We start from the raw sequence: 18,066 nt of genomic DNA, 5'->3' as shown, positions 1-18,066 counted from the left end.
GCCCCGGGCGCGGGCGGGTGCGGGCGGCGGCTGGTGTCAGGGGCCCTGGCCGGGGTCCGGTTTCACGGCGCGGCCCAGGCCGGCGCGGGCCGCCTCCAGCTGCGCGGCGAACGCGATGCCCAGGAACAGCGCGACACCCGTCAGGTTGGCCCACAGCAGCAGGGCGACGAAGGCGGTGAGGGGGCCGTAGACGGCGCCGAAGGAGCCGCTGCGGGAGACGTACAGCGCCAGCAGCCAGGTGGCGGTGACCCACAGCACCAGGTGGACGGCGGACCCGAACGCCAGCCAGGTGTAGCCCGGCTGGTCCCGGCGCGGCGACCAGCGGAAGATGACGGCGGAGGCCACCCAGGCCAGCGCCGTGCCCACGGGTATCTCCAGGGCGCCCCACCACGCCGGGGGCCCTGGCCACCCCAGCGCCTCGGCCGTCGCGGAGCCGACGGCCTGACCGGCGACCAGGACCAGGAAGCCCAGCACCATCGGCAGGCCGGCCGCGAAGGCGAGGAGCACGCCGCGGCCGTACTTCCGCGGGAAGGGCCGGTCCCGTTCGATGCCGTAGATGCGGTTGGCGCCCCGTTCGACCTGGCCCATGGCCGACGCCAGGTTGAGGACGGAGAACACCAGCCCGAGGCTGAGCGCGACCGTGCTCCACACGCCGGAGCCGGCCGTGCGGCGGGTGCCGCGCAGCGCGTCCTGGATCACGTCCGAACCGGTACCCGGCCCGATCCTGCCGAGGGTCAGCTCGATGACGCGCCCCACGCTCTCCGTGTGCGCGGCCGTGGCGAGGCCGACCAGCGCGATGGTGAACGGCACCATGCCCAGCACGATCTGGAAGCCGAGGGCCCGTGCGTTGGTGAAGCCGTCGGCGTAGCGGAACCGGGAGAAGGCGTCGAGCAGCAGGCGCACGCCTCCGTAGCGGCGCAGCGCGCAGTACGCCTCGTCGCCGGAGAGCTCGTCCCCGATCATGTCCCGCGTCTGCGGGACATGCACCACCGTCCCCATGCTCCCTCGTCCTCCCTCGGACCGCCCCGGCCCTCCCCCGGCCTCCCTCGCGGGCCGTCCCACTCCGCATGCCCGCGCCGGACGGAGGCAGACGCGGTACATGACCGTCGGGCGCCCGCCGCCCGCCGGGCTTGTACGGTCTCCACGGCCGATCCTTTCCCACCGCGCGAGACAGGAAGGCGCTCACATGGCGGAACTGCGTCTGGGACCACTGCTGAGGTACACCGACGGCTCGTGCGCGACCGTGTGGGTCGAGACGAGCGGGCCCTGCACCGCCCGGGTCCGCTGCTCGGACGGCGCGGGCGGCACGGCCCCCACCTTCCGGGTGGCCGGTCACCACTACGCGCTCGTGACGGTGACCGGCCTCACACCGGGCACCTCGCCCTCGTACGAGGTGTTCCTGGACGAGGCCCCGGTGTGGCCCCTCGCCGACTCCCGCTTCCCGCCCTCCGTCATCCGGTCACCGGGCGCCGGCGAGGCCGTCCGCGTCACCTTCGGTTCCTGCCGCTGGGCCGCGCCGCCGGCCGACGGCAAGGACCCGATCGGCCCGGACGCCCTGGACACCCTCGCCAAGCGGCTGATGGCCGACCCCGGTGCCGAGCGCCCCGACGCCCTGCTGCTGCTGGGCGACCAGGTCTACGCCGACGAGACCTCCGAGGAGACCCGGCGCTGGCTGGCCGGCCGCCGCGACCTGGACCGGGCGCCCGGCAGTCAGGTCACGGACTACGAGGAGTACTGCCACCTCTACTACGAATCGTGGCTGGACCCCGAGATCCGCTGGCTGCTGTCCACCGTGCCCAGCTTCATGATCTTCGACGACCACGACATCGTGGACGACTGGAACACCTCCGCCGCCTGGCTCGCCGACATGCGCGCCACCGACTGGTGGCAGAAGCGGCTGCTGGCCGGCCTGATGTCGTACTGGGTCCACCAGCACCTGGGCAACCTCTCCCCCGCCGAACTGGCCGAGGACCCGACCTGGGCCGCCGTCCGTGCCGCCCCGGACGGCACGGACGCGCTGCGCGCTCTCGCCGAACGGGCCGACGCCGACCTCGCCTCCGTCCGCTTCAGCTACCGGCGCGACTTCGGCCGGGTCCGCGTGGTGATGGTCGACTCCCGGGCCGCGCGGGTCCTGGCCGAGGACCGCCGCGCGATGCTCGACCCGGGTGAGGCCGACTGGCTGCGCGAGCAGGTGCTGGGCGGACCGGGGACGGGCGGACCGGAGCCGGGCGAGGACGGGCCTGGCGGCCAGGGGTCAGGCGGGCAGGAGCCGGGCGGGCAGGGGGCCTACGACCATCTCCTGATCGGTACCTCCCTGCCGTGGCTGCTGCCGCACCTGGTGCACGACACCGAGGCGTGGGACGCGGCCCTGTGCGCCGGGGAACGCGGCGCACGCTGGGCCCGCTTCGGCGAGTGGCTGCGCCGCGGAGCCGACCTCGAACACTGGGCGGCCTTCCCGCGGTCCTTCACCGACCTCGCCGGCCTCATAGCGGAGGCCGGGTCCCGGCCGGGCGCACCGGCGAGCGTGTGCGTGCTGTCCGGCGACGTCCACCACGGGTACGTCGCCGAGGCCGAGTGGCCCACCGGAGCCTCCGCCGCCCCCGTCATTCCCGTGGTCCAGCTGACCTGCTCGCCCGTGCACAACTCCGTGCCGCTGCTGATGCGGGTCGGCTTCCGGTTCGGCTGGAGTGCCCCGGCCCGTGTGCTGGGGCGGCTGCTGGCCCGGCACGGTCGCTGTCCCCGGCCGCCGGTGCGGTGGCGCAAGCGGGGCGGCCCGTGGTTCGGCAACCAGCTCATGACCCTGACCCTCCACGGCCGCTCCGCCCGCCTGCGCCTGGAGCGCACCGGTGAGGACCAGACGCTGCACACCGTCCACGAGACCGAACTGACCGCCAGGTAGTTCAGTGCCGGGCGGCGTACGACACGAACTCCGCCCAGCTGGCGGGCGCGAGGGCGAGCTGCGGACCGTGGGTCTGCTTGGAGTCACGGACACGGATGACGGAGGGGGTGGGGGCGACTTCGACACAGGAGTCGCCTTCGGGACCGTCGCTGTAGCTGCTCTTGAACCAGTGCAGGCCTACTTCGACGCAGGAGTCGCCGTCGGGACCGCTGCTGTAGCTGCTCTTGAACCAGTGCAGACCTACTTCGACGCAGGAGTCGGCCTCGCTACTACTGCTGTAACTGCTCTTGAACCAGCGGATCATGTTTCTCCCAGCACGCGCTCGATGAGGTCCAGCGACTCCCCGGGGGGAAGGGCCTGCGCCCGGATGGTGCCATACCGCAGCTCCAGGACGCGTAGCTCCCGCAGGTTCGAGACGGGACGACCGATGTATGCGCCGTCCGACCGACCGACAGCAGTGCCGTCCTCGAACTTCAGCAACTCGATCCGTCCACTCATACCCGGATGCGGTGGGCTGTCCAGGGCCATCACCTGGAGCGTGACGTTGTTCAACCGGCCGATTTCAAGCAGACGTTCGAACTGCTGTCGCCGCACCATTGTGCCTCCAACCCTCCGGCGCAGCGTCGCCTCTTCCAAGACGAAGCTCAGAGCCGGCGCAGGCGCCCTCTCGAAGATGGACTGGCGAGCCATTCGAGCGGACACCCGCCGCTCCAGATCTTTCGGCGCGTACGCGGGCTGCCAACACTCAAGCAGAGCACGGGCGTACTCAGTGGTCTGCAATAGGCCGTGAATGTTGCTGGTCTCATACACCCCGATTTCCACCGCCTTCGCCTCCACCTCCGCCAGATCCCGGACCTTCTTGGGATAGCGGACCTTCTCCACGTCCTCCTTCATCGCGGCGAGCAACCCGCCCGCGTCCAGGACCTTGTCCGCCTTGTCGAGGTACTCCGGCCTCGGGATGCGCTTGCCGGACTCGACCTTGTAGACCATGTCCTCGCCGTACCCGACGGCCTTGCCGAAGTCGGCCGCGCGCATGCCCACCGCCTCCCGGCGCAGCCGCAACTGACGTCCCACCGTCGCGATGACGGCGAGGCCCCACTCGTCGTCCGGCTCGACCTCCCAGCCCGGCTCCTCTTCCTCGCTCATGCCACCGCACCTCTTCCCGACAGCCCGGACACCCCCGGACAACACACGGACAGTGACCGTACGCAGCCCCTCGGTCACTGTTCACAGGTAGCAGGCGCCGCCACGCTGAGTGATGTGAACCAGGAAATCTCCACCTACGGCCCCGGCTCTCCGAGCATCCCGAACTTCACCGTGAAGCTCTCCTCCACGCCCCGGGGCGCCCGGCTCGCCCGGCTGCTGGCCCGGGAGCAACTGCGGTCCTGGGCGTTCCCGCTGGACCCGGCGGAGCTGATCGTGGCCGAGCTCGCCGCCAACGCCGCCACCCACGGCCGGGTCGCCGGACGGGACTTCCGGCTGACGCTCTACGTCGTCGGCGACACCCTCCGGATCGAGGTCACCGACACGCGCGGTGACCGGCTGCCCCGGTGCCTGGGCAGCGCGCCCGAGGCGGACGGCGGCCGGGGGCTCCTCCTCGTGGACGCGCTCGCGCGGCGCTGGGGTACGGCGCCCGGGCCGTCACCCCGCAAGACCGTGTGGGCCGAGGTGGGCCGGCGGTAGGGGGACGGGCGGGCGGTGCCGCCGGAAGCCGGGGGTCAGGAGTGGCCGAGTTCCGCCGTCTCGTCGTCGCCCGTCTCCGGGACCGAGCCGGAGTCGCGGGCCGGGCGGAGCGGGAAGGGGTCGACCCGGGTCTCGTCGATGACCGGCGCGGCGGGCTGCGGGGGCTTCGGCATGACCGCGGCTTCCGAGTGACCGCCGCAGCCGTAGGCCAGGGAGACCACGCGCCCGTCCGCCGGGGAGAACTCGTTGGCGCAGACGCCGAACGCCTGCCCGAGGGAGCCGCCGATCGGGGTCAGGAAGCCGCAGCTCACACAGGTGGCCGGGGCCGCCTGGGCCATCGGGGTCTTGGGGCCGAAGGCGTCCTCCCAGCGGTCGGCCGCACTGTGCAGGCCGTAGCGGGACAGGACACGCGCGCGCCGCATGCCGAGTTCCTCGGCGACCGCGGCGATCGAGCCACGGGTGGGGATCGTCGGCTGGACGGCGGGGGCGCCGGGGGTGACGTCGGCGTCCTCGGCCTCCGCCAGCTCGCGCATCTCCTCGGAGACCGGCGAGTTCGACGGGGGCTCCTCCTCGCCGACGTAGCCGGGCTCCAGGCGCAGGTCGTCCTGGTCGGTCGGGAGCAGGTCGCCGGGGCCGAGGTCGCCCGGGCGCAGGCGCTCGCTCCACGGGACCCATTCGGGGGCGAGGAGGGCGTCGGGGCCGGGCAGCAGGACGACCTCGTCCAGGGTCACCAACTTGGCACGGGAGGCCCTGGCCACCGTCGCGGCCCAGCGCCAGCCCCGGTAGCCCGGTTCCTTGCACTCGAAGAAGTGCGTGACAACGCGGTCGCCCTCCGCCACGAGGCCGGTGTGCTCGCCGACCACGCCGGGGGCGGCGGCCTCCTCGGCGGCGGCGCGGGCGAGGTCGACGGCCTCGGCGCACAGGCGGTCGGGGGTGCGGCTTCGCGTTGTCGCGCTCACAGGTATCGCTTCTCTCCTACGCCGTCTCGTCGAGTGCGGCTGCCTCCGGCGGTTTCGCCTACGGAGCGGACCTGGGGACCGCATCGACGTCTGCATCCGCGCGCCCGGGCGCACCTCTGCCATCCATTCTGCGTTATGGCTGAGATAGGCACGCTACACCGGGCGGGATTCGTGGATATTCCCACCCGCCCACCTGGGCCGGCCGACCGGGAGCCGTGCGGGCCCCTCGCCGCGGGCCGTACACCGCCATCCGTGCCGTACCGCACTATCGGACCGCATCTCGGGGCACTATGAACGTCGTGGCAGCCACGGACAAGGCGAGTGACCGGGGCGGCGGTTCGGGCCGGGTGGGCACGGCCGTCCGCGCGGTCGGCCGTGCCCTGCACTTCCCCGTGACCGGTCCGGCGCGCGGTATCCGCAGGGCCACGCACGCGCACGGGGCGGGCGAGTCGGGCCTGGGCAAGCTGATCGAGCTGCACGCGGTGAACGGCGCCGGGGACGTCATGATCACCGTGGCGCTGGCCTCCACCGTGTTCTTCTCCGTGCCCACCGACGAGGCGCGTGGGCGGGTCGCGCTCTACCTCGCCATCACGATGGCACCGTTCACGGTCCTCGCTCCGGTCATCGGTCCGCTGCTGGACCGGCTGCCGCACGGGCGGCGGGCCGCGATGGCCGGGGCGATGCTGGCGCGGGCGCTGCTCGCGCTGGTCGTCTCGGGGGCGGTGGCGACCGGCGGGCTGGAGCTGTACCCGGCTGCGCTGGGCGTGCTGGTGGCGTCCAAGGCGTACGGCGTGGTCCGCAGTGCCGTCGTGCCGCGGCTGCTGCCGCCGCGGTTCTCGCTGGTGAAGGCCAACTCCCGGGTCACCCTGGCGGGGCTGCTGGCCACCGGGGCCGCCGCGCCGGTCGGGGCGGGACTGCACGCCCTCGGCGACCCGTGGCCGCTCTACGGCGCTTTCGTGATCTTCGCTGCCGGGACGTTTCTGTCGTTCTCGCTGCCGCCCACGGTCGATTCGGCCAAGGGCGAGGACGTGGCGCTGCTGGCGGCCGACGAGCAGCATCTGCACGGGCCGTGCCGCCGGCAGGCCAGGCGGCCGGGGCTGCGGACGGTCGGGCCGGCCGTGACGCACGCGCTGGGTGCCAACGCGGCGCTGCGCTGCCTGTCCGGCTTCCTGATCTTCTTCCTCGCCTTCCTGCTCCGCGAGCATCCGCTGACCGGGCAGAACGCCGCGGTGTCGCTGGGGATAGTGGGGGTCGCGGCGGGCGCGGGCAACGCCCTGGGGACGGCCGTGGGGGCATGGCTCAGGTCGCGCGCCCCGGAGATCATCATCGTGACGGTCGTCGCCGTGGTGCTGGGCGCCTCGGTCGTCGCAGGGCTGTTCTTCGGGGCGTTCCTGGTGGCCTGTCTGGCGGCGGTGGCCGGGTTCGGGCAGGCGCTGGCCAAGCTGGCGCTGGACGCGCTGATCCAGCGGGACGTGCCGGAGTCGGTGCGGACCTCGGCGTTCGCCCGCTCGGAGACGCTGCTGCAGATGGCGTGGGTGTTCGGGGGCGCCGTCGGCATCGTGATGCCGCTCAACGGCATGCTGGGGCTGCTGGTCGGGGCCGCGTTCGTGGCCGTCGGCTGGCTGTCGACGCTGCGCGGGCTGGTCGTCTCGGCCCGGCAGGGCGGCCGGACCCGGGCACGCGTGGCGTAACGAACCGGGCACGCCGCACCCCACGTGGGCGGACGGCTCGGGCCGCCCGATAGCCTTCCGCCATGACCACGCTGCAATCCGTTGTGCGACGCCGCCGCGCCGTCGCAGTCGCCGGCGCCGTTTCCGCCGGACTGCTCGTCCTGTCGGCCTGTGACAAGCCGTCGCCCGTGGCGACGATCACCGTCGGCGGGGACTCGGTCAACTCCGAGGCCCTCTGCTACAACGACGGCAAGGCGCTGGACGCCGACTCCCTGAAGGACTGCCTCAAGAACGCGGGCGACGCCAAGTCGATCAAGGTCGGCCAGGACGAGACCGTCCGCATCGGCGTCGACCCGAAGATCGCGGACGCGGGCTGGATCGTGCTGGTCAACGGCCGCCCGTTCAGCGACGTCAGCAAGGAGACGTACCGCACGATCCCGAACGGCGCGTTCTTCCAGGAGCAGTACGGCACGGGCGGCACCACCAACACGCTCGCCATCCAGATGGGCGACAAGACGAAGAAGGGCTTCTGGTCCTTCAAGCTGAAGAAGGCCTGATCACGCCTTCCGTACCGGTCCTCGTCGCCACCGCGGTCCCCGTAGAGCGGGACGCGGTGGCCCGGGCGTTGCCCGGGGCGGCCGAGGAGGTGCCGCTGCCGGGCGGGACCCTGTGCCGTACGGCCGCGGGCTGGGACCTGCTCGCCGCGGGTGTCGGTCCGGCGCTCGCCGCCGCCGGCACCGCGGGCGCCCTCACCGCCGCCGCGCTGGCCGGCCGCCCCTACGGCCTGGTCGTGTCGGCCGGGATCGGGGGCGGCTTCCCGCCCGGGGCGCCCGTCGGCTCGCTCGTCGTCGCCGACGCCATCACGGTGGCCGACCTGGGCGCCGAGACCGCCGACGGCTTCCTTCCGGTCACCGAACTCGGCTTCGGAACCATCACCCACCGGCCGCCCGAATCACTCGTACGAGTCGTGTCCGAGGCCACCGGCGCCCGTACCGGCACGATCCTGACCGTGTCGACGGTGACCGGCACCGCCGGCCGCGCCGCCGCCCTGAGCGCCCGGCACCCCGGCGCGCTCGCCGAGGCCATGGAGGGTTTCGGGGTGGCGGAGGCCGCCGCCGCGCACGGTGTGCCCGTCCTGGAGGTCCGCGCGGTCTCCAACCCGGTCGGGCCGCGCGACCGGTCCGCCTGGCGCATAGCCGACGCCCTCGCCGCCCTCACCGAGGGCTTCGGGAAGCTCGCGCCCGCACTGGAGAGTTGGAACCGCACATGACGCACCCGACGCATGAGCCGCTGCAGATCGCGTACTCCCCCTGCCCGAACGACACGTTCGTCTTCGACGCCCTCGCCCACGGCCGCGTCCCCGGCGCCCCCGCCCTGGACGTGACCTTCGCCGACATCGACATCACCAACGGCATGGCCGAGCGCGGCGAGTTCGACGTGCTGAAGGTGTCGTACGCCGTCCTGCCCTACGTCCTCGGCGAGTACACGCTGCTGCCCTGCGGTGGTGCGCTGGGGCGGGGCTGCGGGCCGCTGGTGCTCACCCGCGAGCCGGGGCCGGGCGCCGGGGGCGACTCCCCCGCTGCCGGCGGGGCGGGACTGGCGGGGCGTACGGTCGCCGTGCCGAGCGAGAGGTCGACGGCCTACCTGCTGTTCCGCCTGTGGGCCGCGGACACGGTGCCGGGCGGGGTCGGCGAGATCGTGGTCATGCCGTTCCACGAGATCATGCCGGCCGTGCGGGACGGCAAGGTGGACGCGGGACTGGTCATCCACGAGGCCCGGTTCACCTACCAGAACTACGGGCTGCACAAGCTCGCCGACATGGGCGAGCACTGGGAGCGGACCACCGGGCTGCCGATCCCGCTGGGCGCGATCATCGCCAGGCGGTCGCTGGGCGCCGAGGCGCTCGGGCGGCTCGCCGACTCGATCCGCGCCTCCGTACGGGCCGCGTGGGACGACCCGGAGGTCTCCCGGCCGTACGTCATGGCGCACGCCCAGGAGATGGACCCGGCCGTCGCGGACCAGCACATCGGGCTGTACGTCAACGAGTTCACCGCCGATCTCGGCGAGAACGGCTATGCGGCGGTCCGCGGTCTGCTCACCCGCGCGGCGGCCGAGGGGCTGGTACCGCCCCTCGGCCGGGATGCGCTCGCGTTTCCCTGACGGGTCACCGGATTCCGGCCGATTTCGTCCGGGGTCCGGTCCGGTTCCTCAGACGTCCAGTTGGTCGGCGACCGCGCGGAGCAGACCGGCGATCTTCTTGCCGGAGGTCTTCTCCGGGTAACGGCCCTTCTCCAGCATCGGCGTGATGTTCTCGAGAAGGGTCGTCAAATCCTGCACGATCGACGCCAGCTCGTCCGGCTTCTTGCGCTGGGCGGCGGCGACCGACGGCGTCGGGTCGAGCAGCACCACCGACAGCGCCTGGTCGCCGCGCTGACCGGCGACGACCCCGAACTCCACGCGCTGACCCGGCTTGAGCACATCGACTCCGGCGGGGAGAACCGAGGAATGGACGAAGACGTCACCGCCGTCGTCGCGGGAGAGAAAGCCGAAGCCCTTCTCACTGTTGAACCACTTGACCTTGCCGGTAGGCACGTCTGTCCTCGTCCTCGTACTCGTTGGGAAAACTACTTCGGAAACGGCTCTTGACAGCACTCGAGCGGGCCGGTCACGACCCGCCGATACCAAGCGCTACCAAGGCTAATGGTCTTGGGGCGGGTGACAAGACGTCCCCCGGTTGTTCTCTCGCGCAGGGAACTACCCTGGTCCGGTGCGTGACAAAACCCAAGCGAATTCCGCCGGGCCCGGTGAGCGGCTGATCCGCGCCGGTGCCGTCGTCTTCTTCCTCGGGGCGGTGGCCACCCTCGTCACGGTGGCCCCGCTGTTCTTCGGGGCGAGGCCCTTTCCGACCTACATGTTCGGTCTGAGCATGCTCATGGCCGTCGGATTCCTCGTCGCCGGTGCCGGTGTCCTGCGGTCGGCCGCCGCCGGCCGGCGTCAGGCGCGCGGCGCGGCGCCGGGCGCCTCCCGGTAGCCGGAGAGCCACCCCGGGAAGGCGGAGAGACCGGTCAGGACGACGTCCGCACCGGCCGAGGCCAGCTCCTCGGCCGGGCACGGGCCGGTCGCGACGGCGACCGAAAACGCACCTGCCGCACGGGCCCCGCGCACGTCCCCGACATGGTCCCCGACGTACACACCGGCGCCGTACTCGCGCAGCGCCGCCGCCTTCTGCTCGGCCCACAGGTCGCCGACGACCACGTCCGGCTCGATGCCGAGGTGGGCCAGGTGCAGCTTGGCGTTCGGTTCGTACTTCGCCGTCACCACCATCGTCCGCCCGCCGGCCGCGCGCACCGCGTCCACCGCCTCCCGGGCGCCGTCCATCGCGGGGCTCGCGGCGACGGCTATGGACGGGTACATCTCGCGGTACAGGGCGGCCATGGCCGGCACCTGCTCGGCCGGGAACCACTGGGTCAGCTCGTCCACGAGCGGTGGCCCGAGCCGGGTCACCGCCAGATCGGCGTCGATGAACGTCCCGGTCCGCTCCGACAGGGCGAGGTAACAGGCACGGATGCCCGGCCGCGAGTCGATGAGGGTCATGTCGAGGTCGAAGCCGACGGTCAGGGTGGAGGCCATGAGGGCCATTGTGCCGGGTGCACCGGCGGGGAACGGGCCCGCCGCCGCACGGCCGGGGCCGGTCATCCCCTCCGCTGGGAGCGCCAGACGAGATACAGGGCCGACGCCAGGGCCGCGCCCCGGACCACCCACGGCCAGGTCTCGGCGACGGCGTCGTTCAGGTGCCCCTGGGCGACCGGCTCGCCCCAGCGGCCCTCGCCGCGCCCCCACAGCCACACCAGCCCGGCCGCGAGCGCCGTGCCCGGCAGCACCATCACCGCCCACCTGGTCTCCGCGGCCGTCAGCCGCCGGGAACCGTAGGCGATCGCCCAGCCGAGGAGCAGCGCGAACCAGTTGCCGAGCACGGTCCCCGCGACGAGCGCGGCGGCGGCCAGCAGCAGAAGGGGGTTGGACCATCCCGTGGCGGGCCCGGGGAGGAAGCGGCGGCGCGGGCGAGGTCCGAGCGCGGGTACGGCGGGTACGGACGCCCCGGCGCCGTCCGCCGCCCCGTCCCGCTCGACCGCCCTGCCCCGCTTGCCCCGCCTGGCCGCCTTGCCCGCCCTGCCTTCCTCAGCGGTCTCCACGGGCTCGCCAGGCTCGTCCGGCTTGTCGGCGGCGGCCTCCCCCGAGGGCCGCCGGAGCAGTTCGGGGATCTCCACCCCGCCGACGAATCCCGGCACCGGGTCGGTGTCCGCCAGCAGGCCCCCGGTGCTCAGGCGCCACCAGTCGGGCGCCGCCGCGCCGTCGCCGAGTTCGTGCGCGGGGGCGAGATGCGGCGGGGCCGGACCGTCCCGCCGCACCGGCGGGACGGACTGCGCCGGACGCTGGCGCGGTACGACCCGCCGCAGCCCCTTCGGCCGTTCCCGCTCCGCCGGTTCCGGCGCCCGCGCCCCGGAGGAGGGCTGTGCCGGTACGGCCGCGGGCGGCGGCTGCGGGGACCCACCGGTGCCGCCGGCCGCCGCGACCACCTCGTCCGGTGTGCCGAAGCCGTCCAGGATGCGGCGGACGGCGGCGGGCGAGTCCACCGTCGCCCTCGCCCGGCACCGGTCGATCTCGTTGCGCAGCTCCGACACGAGCCGCATCCGCGTCGCCGACGGCAGCTGACGCTGCTGGGCGATGTCCCCGACGCGGCTCAGATACTCGTAGACGACCTGATCGCTCTCGATCCCCACGGAACCCCTCCGGGGTGCGCCGACTGAAACCCCGGTGAGGACCGTACCGCTTCCGCCGGGGCGGCCGCCCCGGCCCCGGGCCCCTCCCCCGGGCGCGGCCGACCTCTCCGGTGGCGCCGGGATGTCGGCTAACGTTGGCCGGATGAGCCCCGAGGCCCACTCAGCCCCTCGGTCCCTCGCGGAGGCGCTCCGCACGCGGGACGACGCCTCCCTGGCCGCGCTGCTGCGCGACCGCCCGGACCTCATCACTCCCGTACCCACCGATCTCACCCAGCTCGCCACGCGCGCCGGCACGCGCGCCTCCGTGCTGCGCGCGCTGGAGCGGCTGGACCGGTTCGCGCTGCAGACCGCGGAGGCGCTGGCCGTCGCCCCGGACCCGGCGTCGTACGACACCCTGCTCGGCCTCATGGCCGGGGACGCCGGTGACGAGGCGGTGGCCGGTGCGCTGCCGCGGGCCGTCGCCGTCCTGCGCGAGCAGGCACTGGTGTGGGGCGGTGACGACCGGCTGCGGCTGGTGCGCACCGCCCGCGAGCTGCTCGCCCCCGCACCGCAGCACCCGTCGCCGACCGGGCTCGGCCCGACCGTGCAGGAGGCCACCTCGGGCATGTCGCCGGGGCGGATCCAGGAGATCGTGACGGCGGCGGGGCTGCCGTCCACGCACGACTCGGTGTCCGCCGTGACCGCGCTGACCGGGCTGTTCGGTCACCGCAGGAAGATGGCGAAGCTGCTGGCGGGTGCCCCGGAACCGGCCCGCGAGGTGCTGTCCCGGCTGGTGTGGGGGCCGCCGTACGGGCAGGTCACCGCGGACCCGGCGGCGCACCTGCGCTGGCTGCTGGACCGCGGCCTGCTGCTGCCGACCGCCCCGGGCACGGTGGTGCTGCCCCGCGAGGTCGCCCTGCATCTGCGGGCGGGCCGGGCCCATCGCACACCGGAGCCGCGGCCGCCCGCCGTGCTGCCGGCCGCGGCCCACAGCCCGCAGGTGGTGGACGCGACCGCGGCGGGACAGGCGTACACGGCGCTGGCCACCGTGGAGGAGCTGCTGAAGGACTGGGACGAGGGCGGGCCGGCCGTGCTGCGGGCGGGCGGTCTGAGCGTGCGGGACCTGAAGCGGACCGCCGTGGCGCTCGACGTGTCCGAGCCGGTCGCCGCCTTCTGGACCGAACTGACGTACGCGGCCGGTCTGATCGCCTCCGACGGGGAGGCCGACGAGCGGTACGCGGCGACCCCCGCCTACGACGAGTGGCTGGAGCAGCCACCGGCCGAGCGCTGGGGCCGGCTCGCCCAGGCATGGCTGACGGCCACCCGCACACCGGGGCTGGTGGGCGGCCGGGACGCGAAGGACCGGGCCCTGTCGGCGCTCGGTCCGGGGCTCGACCGGTCCGCCGCGCCCGAGGTACGGCACCGGGTGCTGTCCCTGCTCGCCGCGCTGCCGCAGGGCACGGCCCCGGACGCCGAGTCGGTGCTGGCCCGGCTGCACTGGGAACGGCCGCTGCGGGGGGCCCAGCGGGACGGCGCGGACGACCTGCGCTCCCGGCTGGCCCGCTGGACCCTGTCGGAGGCGGAACTGCTCGGCGTGACCGGGCGGGGGGCGCTGGCGTCCCAGGGACGCGCTCTGCTGGGCACACCGGTGCCCGCCACCGGCCCCGGCACCCCGGCCGGCGCACCCGCCGGACCACCGGTGCCCGCCGGATCCCCGAAGTCCGCCGGATCCCCGAAGTCCGCCGGATCCCCGGAGCCCGCAGGCTCCCTCGAGCCCGCCGCCGGGCCCGGCGACAAGCTGCCGGTGCACCACCACCGGGCGCCCGAGCGGCTCGTGCCGCTCTCTCCCGCCGAGCAGGCGGTGGCCACCGCGGCCGCGGTCCGGCTGCTCGCCCCGCTGCTGCCCGAGCCGCTGGACCACGTCCTGCTCCAGGCCGACCTGACCGCGGTCGCCCCCGGTCCGCTGCGCCGCCCGCTCGCGGACATGCTGGACGTACTGGCGGACGTGGAGTCCAAGGGCGGCGCGACCGTGTACCGGTTCACCCCCGCGTCCGTCCGGCGGGCCCTGGACGCCGGACAGACAGCCACCGACCTGCACGCCTTCCTCACCGAGCACTCCCGCACCCCGGTGCCGCAGCCGCTCGCCTACCTGATCGACGACGTGGCCCGCAGACACGGCCACCTGCGGATCGGCGCGGCCTCGGCGTACGTGCGCTGCGACGACGACGCCCTGCTGAACGAGATCCTCGCCGACAAGCGGGCCGCCGCCCTGCGGCTGCGCCGGCTGGCCCCGACCGTGCTGGCCGCGCCGACCGACCCGGCGACCCTGCTGGAGGGGCTGCGCGCCATGGGGTACGCGCCCGCCGCCGAGTCCGCGGAGGGTGATGTCCTGATCACCCGTGCCCACGCCCACCGCACCCCGCCGCGCACCGCGCCCGAGCCCGTGCCGGACGGGCCGCCGCCGCCCGACGCGACGCTGCTCGGGGCCGCGGTCCGTGCGATCCGGGCCGGTGACCTGGCCGCCACCGCCCCGCGCAAGCCCGTCGGCGAGCCGCTCGCGGGCGGCGAGCTGCCCCGGACCTCCTCCGCCGAGACCCTGGCCACCATGCAGGCCGCCGTCCTGACCGGGGAATCCGTGTGGATCGGCTACGTCAACGCCGAGGGCGCCGCCAGCCAGCGGGTCATCGCCCCGATCCGGGTCGAGGGCGGTTTCGTCACGGCGTACGACCACACGGCGGACGAGGTGCGCACGTATCCGCTGCACCGGATCACCGGGGTCGCGGAACTGGCGGACGACTGAGGCGGCCGCCCGGTGCACGCCTCGGAGCACCCCGGCCCGATGAGGCACACTGGACGTTTGGCCGTAGTGGAATGGCCGTAGTGGAAAGGGTGTGCCGCGCGTGAATGGTCCACTGATCGTCCAGTCCGACAAGACCCTGCTCCTGGAAGTCGACCACGAGCGGGCCGACGACTGCCGGCGTGCTATCGCGCCCTTCGCCGAGCTGGAGCGGGCACCCGAGCACATCCACACCTACCGGGTCACCCCGCTCGGCCTGTGGAACGCGCGGGCCGCGGGGCACGACGCCGAGCAGGTCGTCGACGCCCTCGTGCAGTACAGCCGCTACCCCGTGCCGCACGCCCTGCTCGTGGACGTCGCCGAGACGATGGACCGCTACGGCCGCCTCACCCTCAGCAAGCACCCCACGCACGGACTCGTCCTCACCACCACCGACCGGCCGGTGCTGGAGGAGGTGCTGAAGTCCAAGCGGGTCGCCCCGCTGGTCGGCGCCCGCATCGACGCGGACACCGTCGCGGTGCACCCCTCCGAACGCGGGCAGATCAAGCAGACGCTGCTGAAGCTGGGCTGGCCGGCCGAGGACCTCGCGGGTTACGTCGACGGTGAGGCGCACCCGATCGAGCTGCTGGAGGACAGCTGGGCGCTGCGCCCGTACCAGAAGCAGGCCGTGGAGAACTTCTGGCACGGCGGCAGCGGTGTCGTGGTGCTGCCCTGCGGCGCCGGCAAGACGCTGGTCGGCGCCGGGTCCATGGCCCAGGCGAAGTCGACCACGCTGATCCTCGTCACCAACACCGTCTCCGCCCGGCAGTGGAAGCACGAACTGGTGAAGCGGACCTCGCTGACCGAGGACGAGATCGGCGAGTACAGCGGCACGAAAAAGGAGATCCGGCCGGTCACCATCGCCACGTACCAGGTGCTGACGACCAAGCGGAAGGGCGTCTACCCGCACCTGGAGCTGTTCGACTCCCGGGACTGGGGCCTGATCGTCTACGACGAGGTGCACCTGCTGCCCGCCCCGGTCTTCAAGTTCACCGCCGATCTGCAGGCGCGCCGCCGGCTGGGGCTCACCGCCACCCTGGTGCGGGAGGACGGCCGCGAGTCGGACGTGTTCTCCCTCATCGGGCCCAAGCGGTTCGACGCGCCCTGGAAGGAGATCGAGGCGCAGGGGTACATCGCCCCGGCCGACTGTGTCGAGGTCCGGGTGAACCTGACCGACTCCGAGCGGCTGGCGTACGCGACGGCCGAGACGGAGGAGAAGTACCGCTTCTGTGCCACCACCGCGACCAAGCGGAAGGTCACGGAGGCCATCGTCCGCCGCTTCGCCGGGCAGCAGATCCTGGTCATCGGCCAGTACATCGACCAGCTGGACGAGCTGGGCGAGCACCTGGACGCCCCCGTCATCAAGGGGGAGACCTCCAACGCCCAGCGCGAGAAGCTCTTCGACGCGTTCCGGGAGGGGGAGATCAGCGTGCTGGTGGTGTCGAAGGTCGCCAACTTCTCCATCGACCTGCCCGAGGCCACGGTCGCCATCCAGGTCTCCGGCACCTTCGGCTCCCGGCAGGAGGAGGCCCAGCGGCTCGGACGGGTGCTGCGCCCCAAGGCCGACGGCCACCAGGCCCACTTCTACTCGGTCGTCGCCCGCGACACCATCGACCAGGACTTCGCCGCCCACCGGCAGCGCTTCCTGGCCGAGCAGGGCTACGCCTACCGCATCGTGGACGCGGACGAGATCCTGGCCGAGGGCTAGGCAGGTTCCGCGGGCCGCTCGGTCGGGGCGACCGGGCGGCGGCTGGTCACGCTGTCGTACGCGAGGGGCAGCCCGAGCGCCAGGAGCGGGTAGGCGGCCGCCAACGGCTGCTGCCACCAGGGCAGTTCCAGGTCGAGGGCGCCTTCATGGGGCACCAGCCACATCGTGCGGGCGGTGAAGACGACGGCCACCAGCGCGGCCGTACGGGTCCGCCCCTCCGCGAGCAGCACGGCGAGCAGCGGCACGCACCACACCCAGTGGTGGGTCCAGCTGACCGGGCAGATCAGCAGGGCCGTGAACGCGGTCAGCAGGATGCCGTGGCTGTCCCGGCGCGCGCGGGCCGCCAGTGCCAGGCCCGCCGCCGCGACGAGCACCGCCGGGAGCGCCCAGGCGAGGCCCGGCGCGGGGTCGCCCAGGGCCCTGGCCACCAGTCCGCGCAGGGACTGGTTGTCCACGATCCACGCCTTGCCCACCCGCCCGGTCTCGTACAGCCGCCGGGTCCAGAAGTCGGCGCTGGCGGAGGGCAGCAGGGCGGCCCCCAGCGCGGCCGTCGCGCCGAAGCCCGCCGCCGCGGTGGCCGCCTCCCGTGTCCGGCCCCGCAGGAGCAGGTAGGCCACGAAGACGGCCGGGGTGAGCTTGATGCCGGCCGTGACACCGAGGGCGAGGCCCTTGGCGCGGGCGCCCGGCGGCCGGGTCAGGTCCCACAGGGCCAGGCAGGCAACGGCCAGGTTGACCTGGCCGAACAGAAGCGTCTGGAAGACCGGCTCCAGCCAGAGCGCGACCGCGGTCGCCGAGCAGAGCAGGGGCAGGGGCAGCGGACGGGAGGCGAGGCGGGCGGACAGGGCGACGAAGACGGCGAGCAGGGACGCGTTGCCCGCGAGGAACGCCGCTTTCAGGGCCGGTACGGGGAGCCAGGCGGCCGGGACGAAGAGGATCGCCGCGAAGGGCGGATAGGTCGCGGGGAGCCGCCACTCGGTGACGGTGAAGCCGTAGAGATCGGTGCCGCGGGCCACGGCCGCGCCCTCGGCCCGGTAGACGAGGAGATCGGCCATGGGTGCGCCGCGCAGGGCGCACAGCGTGACGAAGGAGGCGAAGGAGAGGGCGAGGAGGGGCAGGGCGGTCCGTTTCCGCACGGACGCGACCCTATGCCGTCACGTGCGGCGTATGCCCGCTTCCTCGCCGTACTCGCCGAGGATGACGACGCTGAACGCCGCCTCGACGAACACCTTCACGGCTCGCAGGGCGTTGCCCAGCGGGTGGTGGTGCGGGCCGTCCATGGCCGTGGCGCCGGTCGGCGGCCTGACGGAGGCTGGTGTGATGGTCGCTGCGCTCATGCCTCCATGGTGGAACGCCGGGCATAAGGCGCGCATCGGTCTGCGGGTCCAATTCCGTCGGCTTCGAGTAGATCTCCGGGTGGACCCGCACCCCTACGCCGGACGGGTGCAGCCCCTAGGGGACGTCCGCGCGACGGCGGGGGCGGCGGACCGGGCGACGGCCGGGGCGTGGGACAGCGCGACGGCGGGGGGCGGCGGGCCGGGCGACGGCAGGGGC

The 18,066-nt window shown here is 73.8% G+C and carries 18 protein-coding genes; 9 read left to right on the top strand and 9 right to left on the bottom strand.

Going from position 1 to position 18,066, the window contains the following annotated elements; genetic code table 11:
* Positions 1-36: 36 nt before the first annotated feature.
* Positions 37-999 carry a YihY/virulence factor BrkB family protein gene (locus GT045_RS12425; protein WP_161334192.1) on the bottom strand — a complete coding sequence of 321 codons (963 nt, stop codon included), beginning with the start codon at positions 997-999 and terminating at the stop codon, positions 37-39.
* 187 nt (positions 1,000-1,186) lie between these two features.
* Between GT045_RS12425 and GT045_RS12420 the strand changes: the two genes are divergently transcribed.
* A complete protein-coding gene (locus tag GT045_RS12420) occupies positions 1,187-2,899 on the top strand; it encodes an alkaline phosphatase D family protein (RefSeq protein WP_161334191.1) in 1,713 nt (570 codons plus the stop codon).
* Between the two features lies 1 nt (position 2,900).
* On the opposite strand, the gene GT045_RS12415 is transcribed toward GT045_RS12420, so the two are convergent.
* A complete protein-coding gene (locus GT045_RS12415) occupies positions 2,901-3,203 on the bottom strand; it encodes a DUF397 domain-containing protein (RefSeq protein ID WP_161334190.1) in 303 nt (100 codons plus the stop codon).
* Complete coding sequence (locus tag GT045_RS12410; protein WP_161298465.1) at positions 3,200-4,045, bottom strand: helix-turn-helix transcriptional regulator; 846 nt, start codon at positions 4,043-4,045, stop codon at positions 3,200-3,202. The genes GT045_RS12415 and GT045_RS12410 overlap by 4 nt, the downstream gene beginning before the upstream one ends.
* 114 nt (positions 4,046-4,159) lie before the next feature.
* Between GT045_RS12410 and GT045_RS12405 the strand changes: the two genes are divergently transcribed.
* Positions 4,160-4,582 (top strand): ATP-binding protein, encoded by a 423-nt coding sequence (locus GT045_RS12405; RefSeq protein WP_161298464.1) that lies wholly within the window; start codon positions 4,160-4,162, stop codon positions 4,580-4,582.
* A 35-nt stretch (positions 4,583-4,617) separates the two neighbouring features.
* On the opposite strand, the gene GT045_RS12400 is transcribed toward GT045_RS12405, so the two are convergent.
* Positions 4,618-5,541 (bottom strand): DUF3027 domain-containing protein, encoded by a 924-nt coding sequence (locus GT045_RS12400; protein ID WP_345942625.1) that lies wholly within the window; start codon positions 5,539-5,541, stop codon positions 4,618-4,620.
* A 347-nt stretch (positions 5,542-5,888) separates the two neighbouring features.
* Between GT045_RS12400 and GT045_RS12395 the strand changes: the two genes are divergently transcribed.
* From GT045_RS12395 to GT045_RS12380, 4 genes are all read left to right on the top strand, one after another.
* Positions 5,889-7,232, top strand: a complete 1,344-nt coding sequence (locus GT045_RS12395; RefSeq protein WP_161298469.1) for an MFS transporter — start codon at positions 5,889-5,891, stop codon at positions 7,230-7,232.
* 62 nt (positions 7,233-7,294) lie between these two features.
* Positions 7,295-7,768, top strand: coding sequence for a DUF2771 domain-containing protein (locus GT045_RS12390; protein ID WP_161298463.1), 474 nt, complete (start codon positions 7,295-7,297; stop codon positions 7,766-7,768).
* 56 nt (positions 7,769-7,824) lie between these two features.
* Positions 7,825-8,481 (top strand): futalosine hydrolase, encoded by a 657-nt coding sequence (locus GT045_RS12385; protein WP_345942624.1) that lies wholly within the window; start codon positions 7,825-7,827, stop codon positions 8,479-8,481.
* Positions 8,478-9,371, top strand: a complete 894-nt coding sequence (locus tag GT045_RS12380; RefSeq protein WP_161289638.1) for a 1,4-dihydroxy-6-naphthoate synthase — start codon at positions 8,478-8,480, stop codon at positions 9,369-9,371. The genes GT045_RS12385 and GT045_RS12380 overlap by 4 nt, the downstream gene beginning before the upstream one ends.
* Before the next feature lie 48 nt (positions 9,372-9,419).
* Here GT045_RS12380 and GT045_RS40445 read toward each other — a convergent pair whose 3' ends face one another.
* Positions 9,420-9,803: a cold-shock protein gene (locus GT045_RS40445; RefSeq protein WP_161334189.1), complete on the bottom strand. Its 384-nt coding sequence runs from the start codon at positions 9,801-9,803 to the stop codon at positions 9,420-9,422.
* A 175-nt stretch (positions 9,804-9,978) separates the two neighbouring features.
* Between GT045_RS40445 and GT045_RS12370 the strand changes: the two genes are divergently transcribed.
* The gene (locus GT045_RS12370; RefSeq protein ID WP_161289644.1) at positions 9,979-10,242 is read left to right on the top strand and encodes a hypothetical protein; all 264 of its coding nucleotides are present in this window, start codon (positions 9,979-9,981) and stop codon (positions 10,240-10,242) included.
* On the opposite strand, the gene GT045_RS12365 is transcribed toward GT045_RS12370, so the two are convergent.
* Positions 10,206-10,850: a haloacid dehalogenase-like hydrolase gene (locus GT045_RS12365; RefSeq protein ID WP_161289647.1), complete on the bottom strand. Its 645-nt coding sequence runs from the start codon at positions 10,848-10,850 to the stop codon at positions 10,206-10,208. The genes GT045_RS12370 and GT045_RS12365 overlap by 37 nt on opposite strands.
* Positions 10,851-10,903: 53 nt before the next feature.
* Complete coding sequence (locus GT045_RS12360; protein ID WP_161334188.1) at positions 10,904-11,992, bottom strand: hypothetical protein; 1,089 nt, start codon at positions 11,990-11,992, stop codon at positions 10,904-10,906.
* 142 nt (positions 11,993-12,134) lie between these two features.
* Here GT045_RS12360 and GT045_RS12355 point away from each other — a divergent pair, with 142 nt between their 5' ends.
* Entirely contained in the window at positions 12,135-14,771 is a 2,637-nt protein-coding gene (locus GT045_RS12355) for a helicase C-terminal domain-containing protein (RefSeq protein ID WP_161334187.1), read from the top strand.
* A 100-nt stretch (positions 14,772-14,871) separates the two neighbouring features.
* The gene (locus GT045_RS12350) at positions 14,872-16,515 is read left to right on the top strand and encodes a DNA repair helicase XPB (RefSeq protein ID WP_161287478.1); all 1,644 of its coding nucleotides are present in this window, start codon (positions 14,872-14,874) and stop codon (positions 16,513-16,515) included.
* Here the strand turns inward: GT045_RS12350 and GT045_RS12345 are convergent.
* A complete protein-coding gene (locus GT045_RS12345; protein WP_202527877.1) occupies positions 16,512-17,567 on the bottom strand; it encodes a glycosyltransferase 87 family protein in 1,056 nt (351 codons plus the stop codon). The genes GT045_RS12350 and GT045_RS12345 overlap by 4 nt on opposite strands.
* 99 nt (positions 17,568-17,666) lie before the next feature.
* A complete protein-coding gene (locus GT045_RS12340) occupies positions 17,667-17,849 on the bottom strand; it encodes a hypothetical protein (RefSeq protein ID WP_161287480.1) in 183 nt (60 codons plus the stop codon).
* Positions 17,850-18,066: the final 217 nt, after the last annotated feature.

Origin of the sequence: Streptomyces sp. SID486 (assembly GCF_009865385.1) — a bacterium.
Classification (GTDB): domain Bacteria; phylum Actinomycetota; class Actinomycetes; order Streptomycetales; family Streptomycetaceae; genus Streptomyces.
This window is presented reverse-complemented; position numbering and strand designations above follow the sequence as displayed.